Source organism: Tardiphaga sp. (assembly GCF_028290785.1).
Lineage (GTDB): Bacteria > Pseudomonadota > Alphaproteobacteria > Rhizobiales > Xanthobacteraceae > Tardiphaga.
Window position 1 is genome coordinate 1 of record NZ_JAQGJD010000291.1, and the last position, 21563, is coordinate 21563.

At 64.2% G+C, this 21563-nt stretch carries 23 protein-coding genes; 12 read left to right on the forward strand and 11 right to left on the reverse strand.

Annotated features, from left to right (window positions below; all coding sequences use genetic code 11):
• Both JWR89_RS17500 and JWR89_RS17505 read left to right on the forward strand, forming a co-directional pair.
• The coding region (locus JWR89_RS17500) for a bifunctional ornithine acetyltransferase/N-acetylglutamate synthase (RefSeq protein WP_299718383.1) at window positions 1-711 on the forward strand (711 nt) is incomplete at its 5' end.
• Window positions 708-1106 carry a (deoxy)nucleoside triphosphate pyrophosphohydrolase gene (locus JWR89_RS17505; protein WP_299718385.1) on the forward strand — a complete coding sequence of 133 codons (399 nt, stop codon included), beginning with the start codon at window positions 708-710 and terminating at the stop codon, window positions 1104-1106. The genes JWR89_RS17500 and JWR89_RS17505, both read left to right, overlap by 4 nt.
• 120 nt (window positions 1107-1226) lie before the next feature.
• Here JWR89_RS17505 and JWR89_RS17510 read toward each other — a convergent pair whose 3' ends face one another.
• Window positions 1227-2075, reverse strand: coding sequence for a methyltransferase domain-containing protein (locus tag JWR89_RS17510; RefSeq protein ID WP_299718387.1), 849 nt, complete (start codon window positions 2073-2075; stop codon window positions 1227-1229).
• Window positions 2076-2220: 145 nt separating this feature from the next.
• Between JWR89_RS17510 and JWR89_RS17515 the strand changes: the two genes are divergently transcribed.
• The 4 genes from JWR89_RS17515 to JWR89_RS17530 are packed head-to-tail and all read left to right on the forward strand — an operon-like array spanning window position 2221 to window position 4700.
• Complete coding sequence (locus JWR89_RS17515) at window positions 2221-3030, forward strand: ComF family protein (RefSeq protein WP_299718389.1); 810 nt, start codon at window positions 2221-2223, stop codon at window positions 3028-3030.
• A gap of 34 nt (window positions 3031-3064) precedes the next feature.
• A complete protein-coding gene (gene grxC / locus JWR89_RS17520; RefSeq protein ID WP_299718391.1) occupies window positions 3065-3340 on the forward strand; it encodes a glutaredoxin 3 in 276 nt (91 codons plus the stop codon).
• Window positions 3337-4221 (forward strand): carbon-nitrogen hydrolase family protein, encoded by an 885-nt coding sequence (locus tag JWR89_RS17525; protein WP_299718393.1) that lies wholly within the window; start codon window positions 3337-3339, stop codon window positions 4219-4221. Before grxC ends, JWR89_RS17525 begins: the two co-directional genes overlap by 4 nt.
• On the forward strand, window positions 4218-4700 hold the full coding sequence (locus tag JWR89_RS17530; RefSeq protein ID WP_299718395.1) for a DUF1178 family protein: 483 nt from the start codon (window positions 4218-4220) through the stop codon (window positions 4698-4700). The genes JWR89_RS17525 and JWR89_RS17530 overlap by 4 nt, the downstream gene beginning before the upstream one ends.
• Before the next feature lie 98 nt (window positions 4701-4798).
• On the opposite strand, the gene JWR89_RS17535 is transcribed toward JWR89_RS17530, so the two are convergent.
• Window positions 4799-5698: an EamA family transporter gene (locus JWR89_RS17535; protein WP_299718397.1), complete on the reverse strand. Its 900-nt coding sequence runs from the start codon at window positions 5696-5698 to the stop codon at window positions 4799-4801.
• Window positions 5699-5848: 150 nt separating this feature from the next.
• The gene (locus JWR89_RS17540) at window positions 5849-7153 is read right to left on the reverse strand and encodes an MFS transporter (protein WP_299718399.1); all 1305 of its coding nucleotides are present in this window, start codon (window positions 7151-7153) and stop codon (window positions 5849-5851) included.
• 385 nt (window positions 7154-7538) lie between these two features.
• Here JWR89_RS17540 and JWR89_RS17545 point away from each other — a divergent pair, with 385 nt between their 5' ends.
• Window positions 7539-10184, forward strand: a complete 2646-nt coding sequence (locus tag JWR89_RS17545; protein ID WP_299718401.1) for an EAL domain-containing protein — start codon at window positions 7539-7541, stop codon at window positions 10182-10184.
• Between the two features lie 51 nt (window positions 10185-10235).
• Here JWR89_RS17545 and JWR89_RS17550 read toward each other — a convergent pair whose 3' ends face one another.
• A complete protein-coding gene (locus JWR89_RS17550; protein WP_299718403.1) occupies window positions 10236-10613 on the reverse strand; it encodes an enhanced serine sensitivity protein SseB C-terminal domain-containing protein in 378 nt (125 codons plus the stop codon).
• A 179-nt stretch (window positions 10614-10792) separates the two neighbouring features.
• Here JWR89_RS17550 and JWR89_RS17555 point away from each other — a divergent pair, with 179 nt between their 5' ends.
• Window positions 10793-11611, forward strand: a complete 819-nt coding sequence (locus JWR89_RS17555) for an MBL fold metallo-hydrolase (RefSeq protein ID WP_299718404.1) — start codon at window positions 10793-10795, stop codon at window positions 11609-11611.
• A gap of 4 nt (window positions 11612-11615) precedes the next feature.
• Here the strand turns inward: JWR89_RS17555 and JWR89_RS17560 are convergent, their stop codons facing one another.
• The 4 genes from JWR89_RS17560 to JWR89_RS17575 form a co-directional block, all read right to left on the reverse strand.
• The gene (locus JWR89_RS17560; protein ID WP_299718407.1) at window positions 11616-12671 is read right to left on the reverse strand and encodes an ABC transporter ATP-binding protein; all 1056 of its coding nucleotides are present in this window, start codon (window positions 12669-12671) and stop codon (window positions 11616-11618) included.
• A gap of 55 nt (window positions 12672-12726) precedes the next feature.
• Complete coding sequence (locus tag JWR89_RS17565) at window positions 12727-13545, reverse strand: ABC transporter permease (protein ID WP_299718409.1); 819 nt, start codon at window positions 13543-13545, stop codon at window positions 12727-12729.
• A 1-nt stretch (window position 13546) separates the two neighbouring features.
• On the reverse strand, window positions 13547-14356 hold the full coding sequence (locus JWR89_RS17570; protein ID WP_299718411.1) for an ABC transporter permease: 810 nt from the start codon (window positions 14354-14356) through the stop codon (window positions 13547-13549).
• 64 nt (window positions 14357-14420) lie between these two features.
• Window positions 14421-15434 (reverse strand): polyamine ABC transporter substrate-binding protein, encoded by a 1014-nt coding sequence (locus JWR89_RS17575; RefSeq protein WP_299718413.1) that lies wholly within the window; start codon window positions 15432-15434, stop codon window positions 14421-14423.
• Between the two features lie 123 nt (window positions 15435-15557).
• Here JWR89_RS17575 and JWR89_RS17580 point away from each other — a divergent pair, with 123 nt between their 5' ends.
• Both JWR89_RS17580 and JWR89_RS17585 read left to right on the forward strand, forming a co-directional pair.
• A complete protein-coding gene (locus tag JWR89_RS17580) occupies window positions 15558-16085 on the forward strand; it encodes a thiamine pyrophosphate-binding protein (protein WP_299718415.1) in 528 nt (175 codons plus the stop codon).
• Window positions 16082-16708, forward strand: coding sequence for a thiamine pyrophosphate-dependent enzyme (locus tag JWR89_RS17585; protein WP_299718417.1), 627 nt, complete (start codon window positions 16082-16084; stop codon window positions 16706-16708). The genes JWR89_RS17580 and JWR89_RS17585 overlap by 4 nt, the downstream gene beginning before the upstream one ends.
• A gap of 2 nt (window positions 16709-16710) precedes the next feature.
• On the opposite strand, the gene JWR89_RS17590 is transcribed toward JWR89_RS17585, so the two are convergent.
• A complete protein-coding gene (locus tag JWR89_RS17590) occupies window positions 16711-17577 on the reverse strand; it encodes an alpha/beta hydrolase (protein WP_299718419.1) in 867 nt (288 codons plus the stop codon).
• Between the two features lie 107 nt (window positions 17578-17684).
• Between JWR89_RS17590 and JWR89_RS17595 the strand changes: the two genes are divergently transcribed.
• Window positions 17685-18599, forward strand: coding sequence for a LysR family transcriptional regulator (locus JWR89_RS17595; RefSeq protein ID WP_299718421.1), 915 nt, complete (start codon window positions 17685-17687; stop codon window positions 18597-18599).
• Here the strand turns inward: JWR89_RS17595 and ubiG are convergent.
• Window positions 18596-19354 (reverse strand): bifunctional 2-polyprenyl-6-hydroxyphenol methylase/3-demethylubiquinol 3-O-methyltransferase UbiG, encoded by a 759-nt coding sequence (gene ubiG / locus JWR89_RS17600; RefSeq protein WP_299718423.1) that lies wholly within the window; start codon window positions 19352-19354, stop codon window positions 18596-18598. The genes JWR89_RS17595 and ubiG overlap by 4 nt on opposite strands.
• A 13-nt stretch (window positions 19355-19367) precedes the next feature.
• Window positions 19368-19835, reverse strand: a complete 468-nt coding sequence (locus tag JWR89_RS17605) for a PH domain-containing protein (RefSeq protein WP_299718425.1) — start codon at window positions 19833-19835, stop codon at window positions 19368-19370.
• Window positions 19836-19989: 154 nt separating this feature from the next.
• On the opposite strand from JWR89_RS17605, the gene JWR89_RS17610 reads away from it, so the two are divergent.
• The gene (locus JWR89_RS17610; RefSeq protein WP_299718428.1) at window positions 19990-21243 is read left to right on the forward strand and encodes an aspartate kinase; all 1254 of its coding nucleotides are present in this window, start codon (window positions 19990-19992) and stop codon (window positions 21241-21243) included.
• Window positions 21244-21563 lie beyond the last annotated feature (320 nt).

Consider the following 21563-nt stretch of genomic DNA (forward strand, 5'->3'; position numbering starts at 1 on the left):
ACCATCAACGGGATGGCCAAGGGATCCGGCATGATCGCGCCGGACATGGCGACCATGCTGGCCTTCATCTTCACCGACGCGCCGATCTCGGCGCCGGCGCTGCAGGCGCTGCTCAAGGCCGGCGTCACCGACAGCTTCAACGCCGTCACCGTCGATGGCGACACTTCGACCTCCGACACGCTGATGATGTTCGCCACCGGGGCCGCCGCGGCGCACGGTGCGCCCAGGATCACCAAGGCCAGCGACCTCCGGCTGAAGCCGTTCGTGAAGGCGCTGCAGGGTCTGCTCGACGATCTCGCCGAGCAGGTGGCACGGGACGGCGAAGGCGCGCGCAAACTGATCGAGGTCATCGTCGAAGGCGCGACCTCCAAGGCCTCGGCGCGAAAAATCGCCATGTCGATCGCCAATTCGCCGCTGGTGAAGACGGCGGTCGGCGGCGAGGACGCCAATTGGGGCCGCGTGGTAATGGCCGTCGGCAAGGCCGGGCAGCCCGCCGACCGCGACAAGCTCTCGATCTCGTTCAACGGCATCCGCGTGGCGAAATCAGGCGCGCGCGACCCGTCCTATGACGAGGACAAGGTTTCGGCGACGATGAAAAGCCCGACGATCCAGATCAAGGTCGCCCTCGGCCTCGGCAAGGGCAGCGACCGCGTGCTGACCTGCGACCTCACCAAGGCCTACATCGAGATCAACGGCGACTACCGCTCGTGAAACTGGTTCTCGTCGTCGCCTGTGCGCTGGTCGATGCCGATGGCCGCGTGCTGATCGCGCAGCGGCCAGAAGGCAAGACGCTGGCGGGGCTGTGGGAATTCCCCGGCGGCAAGCTGGAGCCCGGCGAGCGGCCGGAGGCGGCTCTGATCCGGGAGTTGCATGAGGAGATCGGCATCACCGTCAAGGAGGCGTGTCTCGCGCCGCTGACCTTTGCCAGCCACGCCTATGACGACTTTCACCTCCTGATGCCGCTGTACATCTGCCGGCGCTGGGAGGGCCTAGCCGTCGCACGCGAGGGCCAGCAACTGGCCTGGGTGCGGGCGAACAAGCTGCGCGACTATCCGATGCCGGCGGCGGACATCCCGCTGATCCCGCATCTGATCGATTTGCTGTAGGAAGCGCCGCGTAGAATCGTAGGGTGGGCAAAATCCGATCGCGCAAAGCGCGGGCGGATGTGCCCAACACGAGGCGACGCGTAAGATGGTGGGCACGGCGCAAGTGCGCCTTTGCCCACCCTACTTCTTCAGCCCGCGCACCGCATCCGCCAGACTCGCTTTTGCCGAGCCCGGCTTCAGCGGCTTCTGCTGGCTCTCGTGCGGCGCCCAGCCGGACAGCCAGATCACTTCGAAGGTCGCGCGGATGCGGCCATCCGGATCGGAAAAGCGTTCGCTGTAAATCTGCGCCATCCGCAGCAGCGTGGCGCGGCGCAATGGGGTGCGGCGGCGCTCCATCAGAATGTTGGTCGCGCCCATACGCCGCAAATCCTGCATCAGCGCAAAGGCGCTGTCGTAGCGCACGATGATGCGATCGACGTCGGTGACCGGCAGCGCAAATCCGGCGCGCTGCAGCAGCGCGCCGACGTCGCGCAGATCGGCGAACGGGGCGACGCGCGGCGAGATGCCGCCTTCGCGTTCGGCCTCCGCCGCCGCAAAGCTCTGCCGCAACTCGGTGAGCGTGTCGCCGCCGAGCATGGCGGCCAGCAGCAGCCCGTCCGGCCTCAGCGCGCGGCTGATCTGCACCATTGCGCCGGGCAGGTCATTGACGAAATGCAGCGCCAGCGCGGAAACTACGAGGTCAAGCGAGGCCGGCGCCAGACCAAGGCCATCGCGCTCATCATCGGGGACCGCGACATAAGCGAGCTGGCCGACGCGCCCGGCGATGGCGGCGCGCAGGCCGTCGCCGGGCGTGGCGATATCCGCCGCGTGGGTGAACGTGCGCAACACGGCGTGCAGTCGCTCGTCCATCTCTTCGGCCACGCGGTCGAGCAGGAAGGTGGCGGCGCCGTGGTTTTGCGCCCTCGCCTGGCGCGCGCGCAGCAGCGCGCGGTCGAACAGGAGGGGGGCCGAAGAAGGATTGGGAGCCATTCGGGCTTGGTACGCCAATTTGGCGTGGTCTAGCAATCGCAAGCGCGGTCTCGTTTCCCGGATCTGCGAAGCAATACTTCGTATTGCATCGCGTCCGGGGAACGAGATGCTTGAGAGTCCCACTAGTCGGCGCTAACTTTTCGCTATGGACGCTGAAGCCGCACCTTCCCGTTCCCTTGCCGCACCGTTCCGCGGCGTGCTGCGCCTTTGCCGATCCGCCTGGCAGCACACGGCTCGCGCCGCGCTCGACATCGCGCTGCCGACGCTGTGCGTGGCCTGTCGCGAGCCGGTGGCGGGCGATGGCGTTTGCGCCAATTGCTGGGCCAAGCTGTCGTTCATCGCGCCGCCGTTCTGCGCCCGGCTCGGCATTCCCTTTGTCTACGATCCCGGTCCCGGCATCCTGTCGATGCAGGCGATTGCCGATCCGCCGGCCTACCAGCGGGCGCGCGCGGCGGTGCGCTATGACGACGTTGCCCGCACGCTGGTGCACCAGCTCAAATACCATGACCGCACCGATCTGGCCCCCGCCATGGGGCGCTGGATGGCGCGCGCCGGGCGGGAACTTCTGAACGAGGCCGACATCCTGGTGCCGGTGCCGTTGCACTGGCGGCGCGGCTTTTCGCGCCGCTTCAACCAGTCCGGGGCGCTGGCGCGGTCGATCAGCCGGAACAGCGGCGTTGCCGTATCCCGCGATGCGCTGCGCCGGATCCGCCCGACCGAGCACCAGATCGGGCTGTCGCGCGCGGAACGCGCGACCAACGTGCAGGGCGCCTTCAAGGTCGCTCCCGAGCGGCGCGCCGAAATCCAGGGTCGCCGGGTGATTTTGATCGACGACGTGCTGACCTCCGGCGCCACCGCGGACGCCTGCGCCCGGGCGCTGCTGCGTGCCAAGGCCGCGCAAGTCGACGTTCTGGTCTTCGCGCGGGTTGTGGAGGCCCACAGGTCTCCCATATAATCAGGGACTTCCGCACCAATGGAGCGCCCGAACTATGGCCGCCGCGATCGAAATCTACACCCGTCCGGGCTGCGGCTATTGCAGCGCGGCGATATCGCTCCTGCAGCGCAAGAAAGCCGCCTACACGCATTTCGACGTCGCCACCGATCCGACGCTGCGCCAGCAGATGTTCGACCGCACCGAGGCCGGTGCCACCTTCCCGCAGATCTTCATCGACGGCAGCCACATCGGCGGCTGCGACGATCTCTACGCGCTGGATCGCGAAGGCAAGCTCGACGGCATGATCGCCGGCGAGAAGGCCATCTCATGACCGAGCAGCCCGCGACCTTTACCGCCGCGATGGTGCAGATGCGCACCGGCCTGCTGCCGGAGCCCAGCCTGGAACAGGGCCGTCATCTGATCCGAGAGGCGGCGCTGGCCGGCGCCGACTACGTGCAGACCCCCGAGGTCAGCAACATGATGCAGCTCAATCGCACCGCGTTGTTCGAGCATCTGCGCACCGAAGAAGACGATGCGTCGCTGAAAGCCTATCGGGCGCTGGCGGCCGAACTGAAGATTCATTTGCATATCGGCTCGCTCGCGGTGCTGGCGACGCCGGACCGCGCCGCCAACCGTTCGTTCCTGATCGGCCCGGACGGCCAGGTGCTGGCGAGCTACGACAAGATCCATATGTTCGACATCGACCTGCCGAACGGCGAGAGCTATCGCGAGAGCGCCAACTACCAGCCCGGCGAAACCGCGGTCATCTCCGACCTGCCGGGGGGCCGGATCGGCCTGACGATCTGCTACGACGTGCGTTTCCCGGCGCTGTACCGCGCGCTGGCCGAGAGCGGGGCTTCGTTCCTGGCGGTGCCTTCGGCCTTCACGCAGAAGACCGGCGAGGCGCACTGGCACACGCTGCTGCGCGCCCGCGCCATCGAGAACGGCTGCTTCGTGTTCGCCGCCGCGCAAGGCGGCGTGCATGAAAACAAGCGCGCCACCTACGGCCACTCGCTGATCATCGATCCGTGGGGCAAGGTGATCGCCGAAGCCACCGGCAATGAGCCGGGCTTCATCCTCGCCGAGATCGATGCGGCCCGGGTCACCGAGGCGCGCGCAAGCGTACCGTCGCTGCAGCACGGCCGCCGCTTCAGCGTCGCCGATCCCAAGGCCGGCCCGGACTATCTCCACCTCGTCCGTGAAGCAACATGATCCGCTACAATTTGCGCTGCGACCATGGCCACGCTTTCGAGAGCTGGTTCCAGAGCTCGTCGGCCTATGACAGCCAGGTCAAGCGCAAGTTGGTGAACTGTCCTTCCTGCGGCTCTGTGAAGGTCGAGAAGGCCATCATGGCCCCGCAGATCGGCCGCAAAACGAAAGGCCGCGCGGTCGCCGAGGCGATCGAAGCCGCACAGCCGGTCCCGACGGAACTCAGCACCGCCAATTCCACGCCGCTGATGATGGCGCAGGAAGCCGAGCTGCGCGCCAAGATCAAGGAACTGCGCGACCACGTGACGAAGAATGCCGACAATGTCGGCGAGAAATTTCCCGACGAAGCGCGCAAAATGCATTACGGCGATATTGAGCATCGCCCGATCTATGGCGAAGCGACGGCCGACGAAGCTCGCTCGATGATCGAAGAGGGCATCGAGGTCAGCCCGCTGCCGGTGCTGCCGGGCGATAGGAATTAGGCATTATTCGTAGTCTGTAGGGTGGGCAAGCGAAGCGTGCCCACCACTGCACGCGTGATGGTGGGCACGGCGCAAAAAGCGCTTTTGCCCACCCTACGTCACACCGCCACCAGCAGCGCGACGCCGACTACAATCAGCGCGATCCCCGAGACCTCGCGCGCCGACAGCGGCTGCTTGAACGAGTAGTAGGCCACGGCTTGCGCGAACAGCACTTCGACCAGCGCCAGGGTGCGCACATTGGCGGCGGCGGTGAGCGCAAAGGCGAGAAACCAGAATTGCGAAGCGGCGGCCCCCATTAAGCCGGCCAGCATCGAGGGCTTCCACAGACCGAGAATGTCGCGCAGTATTTTGGGCGCACGAACGACCAGATAGATCGTCAGCACCAGCGTCTGTACGAACAGACCCCACACCAGGGTGTAGGACGCCGCGGTGACGAAGGAGACGTCGGGCACCACGATGATGGCGCCGCGAAAGCCGACCGCCGAAAAGGCAAAGGCGGCTGCGGCCACGAGCCCAAGCACCGTGGGCCGCACGCTGGCGATGTCGCGCACCGCGCCGGGGCGCAACGCGGTGACCACGACGCCGATGGTCGCGATCAGGATCGCGATGACCTTCAATGTCGTCAGGTGGTCGCCGAGAAACACGAAGCCGAAGATCGCGGTCTGGATCGCCTCGGTCTTCAGATAGGCGGTGGTAACCACGAAGGAACGGTCGTTCATCGCCGCCAGCATCAAGCCGGTGGCGAGGATCTGGCTCAGCGCACCGAGCAGCAACCACGGCCAGAACGCGGCGCTCGGCCACGGGATGCGGTCGCCAGTGGCCGTGATGACCACCGCGAAGAACAGCAGCGAAAACGGGAAGCCGAACAGGAATCGGATATTGGTGGCGCCCCAGGTGCCGAGCGGACCGGTCAGCGAGCGTTGCATCGCATTGCGCGCCACCTGCCCCAGGGCGGCGACGATGGTGAAGGGAATCCAGAGTGTGGCGATGCTGAACATTGAGGGATTCGGTCAGGGCTTCAGTTGCGCGGCACCGTGACGGCCAGCCGTGCTGCGGTCAACCGCAACGGCGTCATAACAGAAGTGCTTGGGCTTCATCCGGCCTGGTATCATCTCCGCGGCGGCGCTCGCCGCCGCGGACGTGCGCGATCAGATGTCGTTCTTCGGCGAGGCGAAGATACAGGCCAGCGTCACCAGTGACGCCGCCAGCAGGTAGTAGCCGACATGGTTCATTCCGTAGTTGGCCTGCAGCCAGGTCGCGATGTAGGGCGCCAGCGAGGCGCCGAAGATGCCCGCCAGGTTGAAGGTGATCGACGATCCGGTGTAACGCACGCGGGTCGGGAACGGCGCCGCCAGCGCGGTGCCGATCACACCATAGTTCAGGCCGAACAGCAGCATGCCGATGGTGGTGAAGGCATAGATGCCGCCGATGCCGGAGGTCAGCAGCGGCCCCAGCGCGAACGAGAACAGCGCCACCGCGGCGGTGCTCCAGATCAGCAGCTCACGACGGCCGAAGCGGTCGCCGAGCTTGCCGGCGGCGACCGTGGTGAGGCCGAACAGCACCGATCCGTAGATCTGCACGCGCAGTGCATCGAGGAACGAGATGCCGACCACCTTCACATTGTACGACAGCAGGTAGGCCGTGCAGATGTAGAACAGCACGAAGGTCACCAGCGCCATGAAGGTGCCGAGGAACAGGCTGCGCTTGTGGTTGCGGAACAGTTCCACCACCGGCACGGCGACGCGCTCGGCCTTGTCGATGGCCTTCTGGAATTCCGGCGTCTCGGTGATCGAGAGGCGCACCCACAGGCCGATACCAATCAGCGCGATCGAGGCGACGAACGGAATCCGCCAGCCCCAGCGCAGCAGCGATTCCTGCGACATGAAGTGCAGCAGGATCCAGAACGCGCCGGAGGCCAGAAACAGGCCGAGCGGCGCGCCGAACTGCGGAAACATGCCGTACCACGAGCGCTTGCCTTCCGGCGCGTTCTCGGTGGCGAGCAGCACCGCGCCGCCCCACTCGCCGCCGAGGCCGAACCCCTGGCCGAAGCGGCACAGCGCCAGCAGCAGCGGCGCGGCGACGCCGATCTGTGCGTAGGTCGGCAGCAGGCCGATCACCACGGTGGAAATGCCCATGGTCAGCAGCGCCGCTACCAGCGTGGTCTTGCGCCCGACGCGATCGCCGAAGTGACCGAAGATCACGGCGCCGAAGGGGCGCGCGAAAAACGCGATCGAGAAGGTAGCGAAGGACGCCAGCAGCGCCGTGGTCGGGTCGGAGTTGGGAAAGAACAGGGTCGGAAACACCAGCACGGCCGCGGTCGCATAGACGTAGAAATCGAAGAACTCGATAGTGGTGCCGATCAGGCTGGCGAGCAGCACCCGCGCCGGGGAGTTCAAAGGCTTGGGGAGCCCTGCTGCCGCAGCAGCGGGCATGAAGCTTGTTCCGTCGGTCATATCGAGATCCGTGATGCGGTTTCGTCCCGCAGTCACGCGACGGCCAAACCAAGTGCAAAACCAAGTGAAGGCGCTCCCTTAGCGCAACTTGCCGTCAGGGCCTAGCGCATAGCTGTTCTGCCCAAGCGAAAAGAGAGCGTCGCCGTGAAATAAAATTGCGCGGAGGCAGCAGACGCGCAGCGACATTTCTCCACATGGGACGCGATCACGCATCCAAAGATCCTGATGATTAACCTCGTCTTTACCGAGGTTGCTAACCCGATGTTGGGTAACCGATGGTTATACAGGTTGCTGGAATTCGGACGGGATAATGCAAATCCAGCGGACAGGACCAATCGACGTTGGCCAAGCAGCCCCCGCGGGTGCGGCGCGTCGGCTTCGCTTCGTGCTGGAGCCGATCAAGGGCCTGATTCTGTGCGGCGGCCTGCTCATCACGGCGATCGTGATCGGAACCGTGCTGGTAGCGATCCACTTCCGCGACCGTGCCATTGATAGCAGCAAACGCGAGCTGGAAAACACCGTCCTGCTGGTGACGCGACACTTCGATCAGCAATTCGACGATCTGCAGGGCGTCCAGAACGACGTCGTCGCCTACATGAAGTCGGCCAATATCGACACCGACGAAGCCTACAAGAGCCTGATGTCGGGCATCGACGTGCATCGGCTGCTGCGCGCCAAGCTCGCCAGCCTGCCCTATATGGGCGGCCTCAACCTGTTCGACGCCGAAGGACGGCTGATCAATTCCTCGGAAGCCTGGCCCGTCCCCGACATCAGCGTGGCCGATCGCTCGCACTTCCAGACGCTCCAGGCCGCCAACGGTCCGCAAACCGTGCTGGCAGAACCCGTGATCAGCCGCGTGACGGGCGCCTGGACGGCGGTGTTTGCGCGCAAGCTGGTCGGCCAGAATGATGAATTCCTGGGCATGATCAGCCGTGGCGTCGAGCCCGTGCATTTCGAAAATTTTTTCGCTTCGCTGGCACTCGGCAAGGACGCCACCATCGCCATGATTCACCGCAACGGTACGGTGCTGGCGCGCTACCCGCGCAATGACACGGTGATCGGCCAGAACCTGGCGACGAGTTCGGTGTTTCGCAATATCCTGGCGTCCGGCGGCAGTTCCAGCGGCCGCTATTTGAGCCCGATCGACGGCGAGGACCAGCTCGCATCGGCGCGGCGCCTGAGTACCTCGCCTATTCTGATCGTCGCCACCAACAGCATGGCCGCGGCCCTGAACGACTGGCGAGAACAGACCCGGCTCGAGATTTTCGGCGCCACCCTTGCCGCGCTGGTCATTTTCGCCACCCTGTTCCTGATCGTGCGGCAATTGATCCGGCAGCATCGCGCGGCACAGCAGATGCTGGCGCAAAAATCGCAACACCTCGACACCGCCATCGATAGTATGACCCAGGGCCTGGTGCTGTTCGATGCTAACGCGCGCCTCGTGGTCTGCAACCAACGCTTCATCGACATGTTTGGGGTCTCGACCGACGTGGTCAAACCAGGCTGCCATTTCCGAGACCTGATCCGGCATCGCCAGGCCACCGGCACCTTCGTCGGCGATGCGGAAGCCTATTGCACCACGTTCCTGCGCAACGCGGCGGAGGGAACCGTTCACAACACGGTGCTGGAGACGCCGGACGGCCGATCGATCCAGATCCTGTATCAGAAGTCCATCGATGGCGGCTGGGCCTCGACGCTGGAAGACATCACCGAACGCCGCCGCTCCGAGCAGCGCATCGCGCATCTGGCGCATTACGACGCACTCACCGACCTGCCGAACCGCGTGATGTTTCGTCAGCAGATGGAGCGAGAAATCGCCGCGCTGCCGGATGGCGCGCAGTTTGCGATCCTCTACATCGACATCGACGAGTTCAAGGGTATCAACGATTCTCTCGGCCATGCCATCGGCGACGAGTTGCTGAAGATCGTGGCCACCCGGCTGCGCGATTGCGTCGGCGCGTCAGGCTTCGTCGCCCGGCTCGGCGGCGATGAATTCGCCATCGTGCAAACCGCCGTGAGCGGTCGCGACGACGTCATCGATCTGGTCGCGGGCCTGTATGCCGCGATCCGGCAGCCCTGCGAGTGTCTCGGTCACCAGATTTCCACCGACGCCAGCATCGGTATCGCCATCGCCCCGGGCGACGGCGCCGATCTGGACCAACTGCTGCGCCATGCCGATCTGGCGATGTATGGCGCCAAGGCCGACGGACGCCGCAACTACCGCTTCTTCGAGCCGGCCATGGATGCCAGCGCCAAAGCACGTCGCGCGCTCGAGCTCGATCTGCGCCGGGCGCTGGCGCATGACGATCTCGAGATCCACTACCAGCCGCTGGTGGACATCGTCAGCAACGAGGTGACGGGCTGCGAGGCGCTGTTGCGCTGGCGGCATCCGGTCCGCGGCATGATCTCGCCCGCGGAGTTCATTCCGGTGGCCGAGGAAACCGGCCTGATCGCCGAACTGGGCGAATGGGTGCTGCGGACCGCCTGCGCGGAAGCGGCGACGTGGCCCGTCGCGGTGAAGCTCGCAGTCAATGTCTCGCCGGTTCAGTTCAAATCACAGACCCTGGCGCTGAAGGTGGTGCAGGCGCTTGCGGCATCGGGCCTGCCGGCCAACCGGCTAGAACTCGAGATCACCGAAGCCGTGCTGATCCGCGACGATGAAACCGCTCTGGCGATCCTGCACCAGTTGCGCGCCATCGGCGTGCGAATCGCGCTGGACGATTTTGGCACCGGTTATTCCTCGTTGAGCTACCTGCAGCGCTTTCCGTTCGACAAGATCAAGATCGATCGCTGTTTCATCAAGGATTTGTCCGACATCGGCGGGTCATCGTCGATCGTGCAGGCGGTAGTGACCATCGCCAACGCCCGCCATATGGACACGACCGCCGAAGGCGTCGAGACCCAGCAGCAACTCGATCTGCTGCGGACGCTCGGCTGCACCCAGATGCAGGGCTGGCTGTTCAGCGCGGCGAAGCCCGCCGCAGAGATCCGGGCGCTGCTGCGGCGCGGGCCGAGGGTTGCGGTCGCATAGAGCAGGCTTCAATCGCGGATCGGCGATGCCGCGCTCCATATTTGCAATAGCTCAACCGAACAGCCGTCGAAAGAACCCGCGCCGCGGCGGCAGGACGGAAATGCCGTCGCGCAGTCCTTCCGCAAATTCGCTGCGGCCGATCGCCATGACGTCGAGCAAATACCCCTGCAGGATATCGCCGGCGACGGCGCGGCCGACGGCCTCGGTGACGTCCCGCCAATCGCCGGGATAATCGACGCCCAGCATCCAGCTCGGCCCGCCGAGGCTGGGACGCATCGCGCGCATTAGCCAGGCGCCGCGTACCCCCTGCAACACGCCAAGCTCGCGACCCAGCGCCGCGATCAGCACCACCGGCTTTTCCTTGGGGTGCCCGAGCAGTATCTCTTCAGATTGCTCGGTGACGATGGTTCGGTGTCGGGGATGGGCCATGCTTCATGTTCCGTTCAAAACGTGTCGCCGACACGATGTGTTGCGCGGCGGGCCCGCATAGGTAGGGACGGCATGCCCAAGGGTTCATCACACGATGATCAACGCTTCGTCGCGCACCGCCATTGCAGGCGTGGGCTTCCGCGATACAGTGGCGCCCTGCGCAATCGGAGACGGCCGCTATGCTGCGATCCCTTTCTGTCGTTGTTGCAATGCTGGGGGCGCTGATCGCGCCGGCGGCGGCACAAAATGTTTCGCGCGGCAGCGAATGCCTGGCGATGGCGGGCGGACCGCCGCGGGCCACGCCGGTCAGCCTGCGCCGCACGGCGGCAAAGGCGGACGAGGTCTCGATCACCTATGCCGGCCATTCCACCTATTACATCGACACGCCGGGCGGCGTGACCATCGCCACCGATTACAACGGCGTCTACCGGCTCGACCGGCTTCCCGATGTGGTCACCATGAACCGTGCCCACAGCACGCACTATACGATGTATCCCGATCCGGCGATCAAGCACGTGCTGCACGGCTGGGGCGACAACGGCCAGCCGGCACATATCAACGAACGCGTCGGCGACGTGCTGATCCGCAATGTCACCACCGACATCCGTCGCTACTACAGCGACGACGCCAACTCCGAGATGATCAAAGACGGCAATTCGATCTTCATCTTCGAGGTCGCTGGCCTGTGCATCGGCCATCTTGGACACCTGCACCACAAGCTCGATGAGAGCCATTTCGCCGCTATCGGTCGGCTCGACATAGTTATGGTGCCGATCGACGGCAGCTACACCATGTCGCTGGACGGTATCTCCGAGATCACCAAGCGGCTGCGCGCTTCGGTGGTGCTGCCGATGCACCGCTTCGCCACGCCGCTCGGCGACTTCATGCAGAAGATCGGCCAGCAGTTCGCCGTCGATATGAGAACCGGGCGCACCCTGCGGATGTCGCTGGGCGCGCTGCCGCGGACGCCGACGGTGATCCTTCTCGACGGCTTCTAAGGCGCTACGGAACCGGAAAGGCGACGGCATCGTCGATGCCGATGATCATGCCAACCTCGGCGCCCACAGGCCATCGCGTCATAGCGTCCTGGCCCGCCGACCGCACCAGCAACCGGTCGGACGCGGATTGCGCGCATTCGATATAGAGATCGACATGTCCGCCCTGGTACACCTGGGCGGCAACCCGGCCGCCGAAGGCCGAGGGCGCGCATATTTCGGCGATCTTCAACTGCTCAGGCCGAACGAACAGATCCACGGGCGTGGAGAGTGCGACGCCGCGCAACGGCGCCTCCGGTACTTTTACCCGCGCCGTGCCCACGGCGACCGTGCTATGCGCGCCGTCGAAGCCATCCAGCCGGCCGCGCAGCACATTGGCGTCGCCGACAAACGATGCGACAAAGCGATCGCAGGGCCGGCGGTAGATCTCTTCCGGCGTGCCTAGCTGGCGAATGCGACCGTCCGACATCACGGCGACCCGGTCCGACAGGCTCAGGGCCTCACCCTGATCATGAGTAACGAAGATCGTGGTCACCTTCAGCTTGCGCTGAATCTCGCGGAGCTCCACCTGCATCGAGGCGCGCAGGTTCTTGTCGAGCGCCGAAAACGGCTCATCGAGCAGCAGCACTTTTGGACTGATTACCAACGCGCGCGCCAGCGCGACGCGCTGTTGCTGACCGCCGGATAGCTGGCGCGGCTTGCGGCCCGCCATGCCGGCGAGCCTGACCAGCGCCAGCACCTCCTCGACGCGACGATCTCGCTCCTTTTTCGCGATGTGCCGCACCTTCAGGCCATAGGCGATATTCTCGGCGACGCTCATGTGCGGGAACAGCGCGTAGTTCTGAAACATCATGCCTATTTCACGCCGGTAGGTAGGTACGTCGTTGACGCGCGCGCCATCAATGCGGATTTCGCCGCCGTCCGGACTGAAGAACCCCGCCGCCAGATTGAGCAGCGTTGTCTTGCCGCAGCCCGACGGACCGAGCAGCGTCATGAATTCGCCCGACCGCACCGACAGCGAGACCTCGCGCAATGCTGTTGCGTCGCCGAAGCGTTTTGTCACGGCGTCAAAACGGACCGCGATGTCGTCGCCTGAGGAAGCCGTACCATTCCGGGAGTCAGCGAGATTGTTCAATATTCAAGACCTTACCCAGACCCAGGAACGCGTTGGCGAAAACGATCAGTACCGCAGTGCCGACGATGTACATCACCGAAAGTGCCGCCATCGACGGATCGGCATATTCCCGCACATAGTTGTACATCGCGACCGGCAGAGTCTGGGTACGCTGTGCGGTGACGAACAGCGAAGCGGTGAATTCATTGAACGACAGGATAGCGGCGAACAGCCAGCCGCTGACCAGGCCGGGCAACAGCAGCGGCAGCGTGACCGTCAGCAACACACGCGACGGCGGCGCGCCGAGGCTGGCCGCAGCGAGTTCATAGCTCTGGTCGAGATTGCGCAGCGACACGTAGACGCTGCGGATCACGAACGGCAGCACCAGCACGACGTGACAGAACACCACCACGGCGTAGCCGCGAGTCCAGCCGACCTGTGCGGCGAGAATGAGAAAGCCCAGCCCGACGGTAAAATGCGGGATCACCAGCGGCGACAACAAAATGCCTTCGATTCCTTTCTTGAAGCGGAACCGGTAGCGATCGAGCGCATAGGCGAACATCGCGCCGACCATCAGCGCGATCGTCGAGGCCCAGACAGTGACGACTAACCCATTGCGAAAGCCGTCGCGAAAATCCTGATAGGCGATGGCCTTGGCGAACCAGCGCAACGACCACGCCTGTGGTGGAAACGACAGGATCGCGCGATCGTTGAAGGCGGCGATGGTGACTACGGCGACCGGGAGCACCAAAAAGCCGAGGATCAGCAGCACGGCGAGCTTTCCGACAAAGCCGAGCAAGCGCTGATAGGTCGAACGCGGCATTTCAATGCGCCTTGAGGTCGTCGAGCGGGCGGGCGGCGAGGCGCAGCACGGTCAGCACCACGATAGTCAGCGCGAGGCCGGCCACGCAGAGACTGGCGGCAAACGGAAAATTGAAGCTGGCGAAGCCTAGCTGGTAGACGAGGTTGGAGATCATGTTGACCTTGCCGCCGCCGATCAGCTGTGGCGTCGCGAAGGCGCTGAAAGTCCAGGCAAAGGCCGTGGTGACGCCGGCGACGACGCCGGGCATCGATAGCGGCAGGGTGATGGTGAGGAACGTCCGAACCGGGCCGGCGCCGAGGCTTTCGGCGGCCTTCTGGTAATCGCGGTCGATGTGCGACAGCCCGGCGGCGAGCATCACCACCATCACCGGCATGGTCACATGCACCAGCGCCACGACGACACCGAAGGTAGTGAACATGAACTGGATCGGCTGCCTGACGATGCCGAGATTCATCAGCACCGAGTTGATAAACCCGTTGTTGCCGAGCACGATGATCCAGGAATAGGTGCGCACCACCTCACCGAGGAACAGCGGCGTCACGACGATCACCAGCAGGATGGATTTGAGGATCGCGTTCTGCGTCCGCACCAGCGCAAAAGCGAGGGGATAGCCGACGAACAGGGTGCAGATCGCGGTCAGGAAGCAAATCCAGACGGTATCGAGAAACACTTTTGCATAGAGCGGTTTCAGCAAATCGGAAAAGTTGGCCAGGGTGAAACCACCCGGCTCAAGCGAGCCGGGCACGTAAGCGCGCAAGCTGAATTGCAGCACCGCCGCCATGGCGGCCACGAGGCCGACTGTGCAAAGCACGGCCGGCGCCGTAAACGGACGGAGAAAGGGCTGCGCGTTCACGACGACAGGCCGCGGCTCGCCATCAGTTCATGATGTTTTCGGCGAACCACTTGCGCCATTCCGCGGTCTTCTCGGCACGCAGCTTGGCATCGATGTTGATCTGCTGCTTCCATTGCGCGGCAGTGGTGAACACGCCAGGCAATTTCGCTATTTCGGGATCGATCTTGGCGTTGAGCACTGCCGGGCTGCCTTTCTTGATCTTGGCGATCTCCGCCTGCACTTCGGGATCGTACAGCGCATTGATGAACTTGTAGGCCAGCTCGGATTTCTTCGTTCCCTTCATGATCGCCACGGTATCGACGCCAAGTACGGCGCCTTCCTTCGGAATCGCCAGCGTGATCGGCACGCCCTGCCCGATCATGTAATAGGCGTTCATCGACAGCACCACCTGCACCGGCGTCTCGCCCGAGGCCAGCAGTTGCTGGCTGTTGGCATCGTCGGTGTAGAACGCCTTGAAGTTCGGCTTCAGCGCCTTCAGCTTGTCCTCGCCCTTTTCCCAGTGCGCAGCATCTGCACCGGACAACATCGCAGAGATCGCGATAATGTGGCTCGGATCGAAATCCGGCGCGGCGATCTTGCCCTTCAACTCAGGCTTCCAGAGATCTTCCCAGCTTTCGAACTTCATGCCGGGCAGCAGGTCGGCGCGATAACCGATGGTGTAGACATAAGCCCAGGCGCCGAGATGAAACGGGCTGATGCGGGCTTCGTCGGCGAGATTCTTCGCGTTCGGAAGTTTCGCCGTATCGAGCTCTTCGAACAATCCGTCGGTGGCGTAGATCCAGCCGACATGCGAGGTGGTGAAGGTCAGATCGCTCTCAGGGGAGCCCTTCGCGAGCTTGGCCTTGTTGAGCCGATCTATGGTACCACCGGTGATGAACTCCACCGGCACACCGGTCTCGGCCGTAAACTTCTTGGCGACGGTGTCGGCGACCAGATCGCGCCAGCTACCGCCCCAGATGCTGATCACGAGTTTGTCCTGCGCCTGCGCCGGCACGGCGAAAGCAGCGACGACGAGAGCAAGCAGCCAACGCTTCATGTTCAATCCTCTGTTGGCGCATGAATTGCACCAGCTCTTTCACTACTCGTTGCGGAACGTGAATTCTCGCGTTTAGTGTATTGTGGATCGGCAGCAACCTGCTCCGATGGAGATGGATGATTGATGGCGACGTCCGATGAGAAGTTGGCGGATTTGCATAGGCCTTCAGAAATCCTCGACACCCTGAAACGTCTCGACTTCGGTGTTGCAATTGCCGTGCCGGACTCCTGGCTTGGCGAGATCCTGGTGCAGATCGAGGCGGAGCCGAAGATCAAGCTGATCCGCGCGACGCATGAGGAAGAAGCTCTGGCGATTGCCTGCGGTTCGCGCCTCGGCGGTGTGCGCACGGCGATGTTCGTGCAGAATGCCGGCCTGCTCAGCATGGGCGCCGGCATGGTGTCGCTGGCGCAGCGCTACCAGTTTCCACTCTTGATGCTGGTGTCGTATCGCGGCACCGTCGATGATCCCGTGTTCTATCATGTGCCTAAGGGGCGCGTGACCGAACCGGTGCTCAAGGGCATCGGCCTTTCCTATGCGATCGCCGATCGCCACCGGCCGCTCGGCCCGCAGGTCGAACGCGCGGCGACCTATGCCGAAGAAGCCTCGTGCCCGTTTGCGCTGCTGTTGTCGCAGGAGGATGTGCAGTGGTGAACGAGACCCGGGCCAGCAGAGCCGAATATTATAAGGTGCTTGCGGACAAGCTGCCGCCCAATGCGCTTGTGGTGACGTCGCTCGGCAATGCGTCCTACCTCTGGGCCGCGATGCATCACGCGCCGGAAAATTTCTACTTCGAGGATGCGATGGGCCTGGCGTTGCCCCTCGCCCTCGGCCTCGCTGTCGCGCAACCAAAACGGCCGGTATTCGTGGTAGAAGGCGACGGCGCGCTGATGATGCATATGGGATCGCTGGTCACCATTGGCGCGGTGGCACCTGGCAACCTGACGGTGCTGCTGATCCAGAACGGCGTCCATGCCGCGTCCGGAGGCCAAGCGCTGACGAGTTCGAAACTCGACCTCGCCGCACTGGCCCGCGCCGCCGGAATCGGACGCGCCGAGAACGTGGCCACGCCGCAGGCATTTGCCTCGGCAATGGGCACACCGCCCATGGGCGACGGCGCACGCTTTCTAGTGCTATCGACCAGGCCGGACGTCGAGGTTGTCCGGCCCCCCATCGCGTTCGACCCCGTGCTGACCAAGCACCGCTTCATGGAAGCCCTCGGCATGCCGCGTTACGTACCCACCATGTTCGGCGGCGGCAGGCTCGGGGGCGAATAACCTCAATCCGCCAGAATGCAGCGGCCAAGGAATTCGCGCATCGCGCTGCCGATCTCGGCGGCGTGGGTCTCCAGGGCGAAATGGCCAGTGTCGAGGAAACGCACCTCGGCATCGGGGAGATCGCGCTTATAGGCTTCCGCGCCGGCCGGGATAAAGGCCGGATCATTCTTGCCCCAGATCGCCAGCAGCGGCGGCTGATGGATGCGGAAGTAGTCCTGGAACGCCGGGTACAGGGCGACGTTGGTGCGATAGTCGAGGATCAGATCGAGCTGGATCTCTTCGGTGCCTGGTCGCGCCATATAGGCGATATCGAGCGTATAGCCATCTGGCGAGACCCGGCGCTTGTCGGTGCCCGTCAGGTACTGCCAGTCGCGGATCGTCGCGGGCGACAGCGATTCGCGGCAGGCTTCACGATGCGCGAGCGTCGGCTCGCGCCAGTAGGTCTGCCACGGTCCCCAGGCGTCGCTCAACCCTTCGAGATAGGCATTGCCGTTCTGGCTGACGATGGCGGTGACGCGCTCAGGATGCGCCATGGCCAGGCGAAGGCCGGTCGGCGCGCCATAGTCGAAGATATAGAGCGCGTATCGCGAGAGGCCGAGCGCCTCGGTGAAGCCATCGATGACGCGGGCGAGGTTGTCGAAGGTGTAGTCGAATTTTTCGCGCGATGGCGCGGCCGTGTTGCCGAAGCCCGGCAGGTCCGGCGCGATGACGCGATAGGTCGCCGAGAGTTCCGGAATCAGGTCGCGAAACATGTGGCTGCTGGTGGGGAAGCCGTGCAACAGCAGCACTACCGGCGCGTCGGCCGGGCCGGCCTCGCGGTAGAACACATCGACTTCGCCGACGCGGATCGTTTGGTAAGTGACGGTCATGCTGACTTCCTCGGGTTCGTGATCGTTTCCGTCCGACATGTATCGGCCATTGCAGAAATTTGCGGAATTCGCCTTGCCCGGAAGAGCTAATTGCCGATACTGCAACAATGGACCGGATCGATGCGATGACGGCCTTCGTGGCCGCGGTGGACGAAGGATCGCTTGCCGCGGCGGCGCGGAAGCTCGGCCATTCGCCCGCCAACGTCACCCGGGCGATCACCGCGCTGGAAGACTGGGTCGGCGCGCAACTGCTGCGCCGGACCACCCGCGCGCTGCATCTGACCGAGTTCGGCGATGGCTATCTCGCCACCTGCCGGAAGGTGCTGGCCGAACTCAATACGGCAAAGCTGGGCGCCGCCGCCCAGCGCGACGAACCGCGCGGGCTGCTGACGCTGACGGCGCCGCTGCTGTTCGGACAGCTACGGATTCGCCCACTGCTCCATGAATATCTGGACGCCTACCCCGAGGTGCAGGCACGGCTGGTCTCGCTCGATCGCATCGTCAACCTGATCGAGGAAGGCATCGACGTCGCCGTACGTCTCGCCCATCTGCCGGATTCAAATCTCGTGGCGGTACGACTCGGTCAGGTGCGTCAGGTGCTGTGCGCATCGCCGGCCTACCTCGCGCGCCACAAGGCGCCGAAGGTTCCGGCCGACCTGCTGCAGCACGCCTGCCTGATGGCCAACTCCGCCGCCGGAGTTGAGCCCTGGAGCTTCGCCCCCGGCCCCGGCAGCAAGCGCAAGGCGCTGCAACCCGTCGCTATCCGCCCGCGAATTTTTCTGACCGGCGCAGCGAGCGCGATCGACTCCGCGCTCGAAGGCCATGGCATTGCGCGGGTGCTATCCTATCAGGTCGAGGAGCATGTCGCCGCCGGCCGCCTGAAACTGCTGTTGACGAATTTCGAGCCGCCGCCGATCCCGGTGCACTTGGTGTTCGGCGCCGCAAACCAGGCGACGGCCAGACTGCGAAGCTTCATCGATTTCGCCACGCCGCGGCTGCGGGCGGGGCTGTCGGGAAGCTAGATCTCCTCGGCAACCACCATGTAGTTGACGTCCATGTCGGACGACATGCCCCAGCGGTCGGCCAGCGGATTGTACACCACGCCGGTCTGCTCGGTGATGGCGAGCTTGTTGCGCGCCAGATGGTGGGCGAGTTCGTGGGGGGTGACGAACTTGTCCCACTGGTGGGTGCCGCGCGGCAGCCAGCGCAGCACGTATTCGGCGGCCACGATGCCGAGCGCAAAACTTTTCCAGTTGCGGTTCAGGGTGGAAACCACCATCAGCCCGCCGGGCTTCAGCATCAGCGCGCAGCGATCGAGGAAGGCACCGACATCGACGACGTGCTCGACCACTTCCATCGCCAGCACGATGTCGAAACGTTCGCGGGTGTCCATCTCTTCCACGGTGGTGCAGCGATAGTCGATCGAGAGCTGCGACTTGTCGGCATGCAGCCGCGCCGCGGCGATGTTGGTGGCGGAGGGATCGATGCCGATCACCTGGGCGCCCAGCCGAGTAAACGGTTCGCACAACAGGCCGGCGCCGCAGCCGATGTCGAGGATGCGCAGGCCGGACAGGCAGCCCAGGCTTTTGACGTTGCGGTCGAACTTGCGGCAGGCGGCGTCGCGGATGTAGGTCAGGCGCAGCGGATTGATCTTGTGCAAAGGCGCCATCTTGCCCTTGGGATTCCACCACTCATCCGACAGCTTCGAAAATTTTGCGACTTCGGAGGCATCGACGGAGGACGCCGAGGCGTCCTGAATGTTGGAATGCGGAGCCATGGTGTAGGCGGTCCTATCGGGCAGTGATGTGACTGCGGAATGCCAAAGGGGATGCAATGGTCGGGATAGTCTGCTCGGCTTCCCCCATGGTCTCGATGGTGACATCGCCGTAGTTAAGGAGACGGCCTAAAATGCTCTGATTGACGTTGACGCTCGCCACCTTGTCGATCCCGATCTCGAAGGTCTTGCGGGTGATAAACCCCGTCTTGTGCACGACGCGCAAGTTGGTCACATCGGTCTCGGTGGTCCAGCGATGGAACCAGGCCTTCAGCGACCAATACAGCCCCGCCAGCGCTACCACCGCCGCACTCGCCAGACACAGCAGGATCAGGTTTTCATTGAGGGTCGTGCGCGACAGCACCAACAGGGTGCAGGCCGCAATCCACGCGGCAATGGCCGGGAGGTAGAAAATCCAGTGGGCGTTGGTCGAATACAACACTTTCTCGCCCGGCTGCAGGATATCGTCGATATAGCGCCCCATCGGCCGTCCTAAAACCCTGATCTTGGTACGTTCTACCGGTTGCGGAACCGGGGTGACTTGCCCCCGCCCGCGCCGCTCGGTATACGCGCCTTCTCGCTTGCGCGCGCGTGCGCGGTATCTTTACCCACTGTCGCCAGGGAATGCACCACTCGTCATGGGCCGTCTCGTTATGAAATTCGGCGGTACATCCGTCGCCAACATCGACCGCATCCGCAACGTCGCGCTTCACGTCAAGCGCGAGGTCGATGCCGGCCATGACGTCGCCGTGGTGGTCTCCGCCATGTCCGGCAAGACCAACGAGCTGGTGGCCTGGGCCACCGACGCCTCGCCGCTGCACGACGCCCGCGAATACGACGCCATCGTCGCCTCCGGCGAACAGGTCACCTCCGGCCTGCTGGCGATCGCACTGCAGGCGGTCGGCATCCAGGCGCGGTCCTGGCAGGGTTGGCAGATCCCGATCAAGACCTCCGATGCGCACGCCTCAGCACGAATCCTGGAGATCGACGGCAGCGAGCTGATTTCTCGCTTCAACGACCGCAAGGAAGTCGCCGTGATCGCCGGCTTCCAGGGCATCAACGCCGACACCGGCCGCATCACCACGCTGGGCCGCGGCGGTTCCGACACCTCGGCGGTGGCCATCGCCGTCGCCATCAAGGCCGACCGCTGCGACATCTACACCGACGTCGATGGCGTCTACACCACCGACCCGCGCGTGGTGCCGAAGGCGCAGCGCATGAACAAGGTGGCGTTCGAGGAAATGCTGGAACTGGCCTCGCAGGGCGCCAAGGTGCTGCAGGTCCGCTCCGTGGAAGTAGGCATGGTCCACAACATGCCGATTTTCGTCCGTTCTAGTTTCGACAAACCCGAAGACATCGACCCGCACGGCACGCCGCCGGGCACGCTGATCTGCAGCGAGGAGGAAATCATGGAAAGCCACGTCGTCACAGGCATCGCGTTCTCGAAGGACGAGGCCCAGATTTCGGTCCGCCAGATCGAGGACAAGCCCGGGGTAGCCGCCTCGATCTTCGTGCCGCTGGCGGCAGCCAACATCAATGTCGATATGATCGTGCAGAACGTCTCCGAAGACGGCAAGACCACCGACCTGACCTTCACGGTGCCCGCCTCCGACTACGTCCGCGCCAAGGAGACCATCACCTCGGCCAAGGGGACCATCGGCTATCAGCGGCTCGACACCGCCACCGATGTCGCCAAGGTCTCCGTGATCGGTTCCGGCATGCGCAGCCACGCCGGCGTCGCCGCCCAGGCCTTTGCGGCGTTGTCCGAGCGCAAGATCAACATCCGCGCCATCACCACCTCCGAGATCAAGTTCTCGGTGCTGATCGACGCGGCTTACACGGAACTGGCGGTGCGAACGCTGCATACGCTGTACGGGCTGGACAAGGCGTAACGCTCCGCCTCCGAGGCACTCGGGAAGACCGTCATGCCCGGCCTTGTGCCGGGCATCCACGCCCTCGCGGAACATCGTGGATGGCCGGTACAAGCCCGGCCATGACGAGTTTGGCAGCGGTTCCAACATCTCGCCACGCATGCACTCTCCCGCGCTCGCTACGAAGCCAGCGCGGGCTGACGACCGCGTCCAGATGGCAGGCGTTTTGCTTGGCAAAACCAGCGCCAATTCGCTATACGGCCTTGATGGGCCGCCATTGCGACTGGTGGCGCCGTTTCGGACAATCTGATTCGGTCCGCTTTTACGCCGCTTGTGGCGTG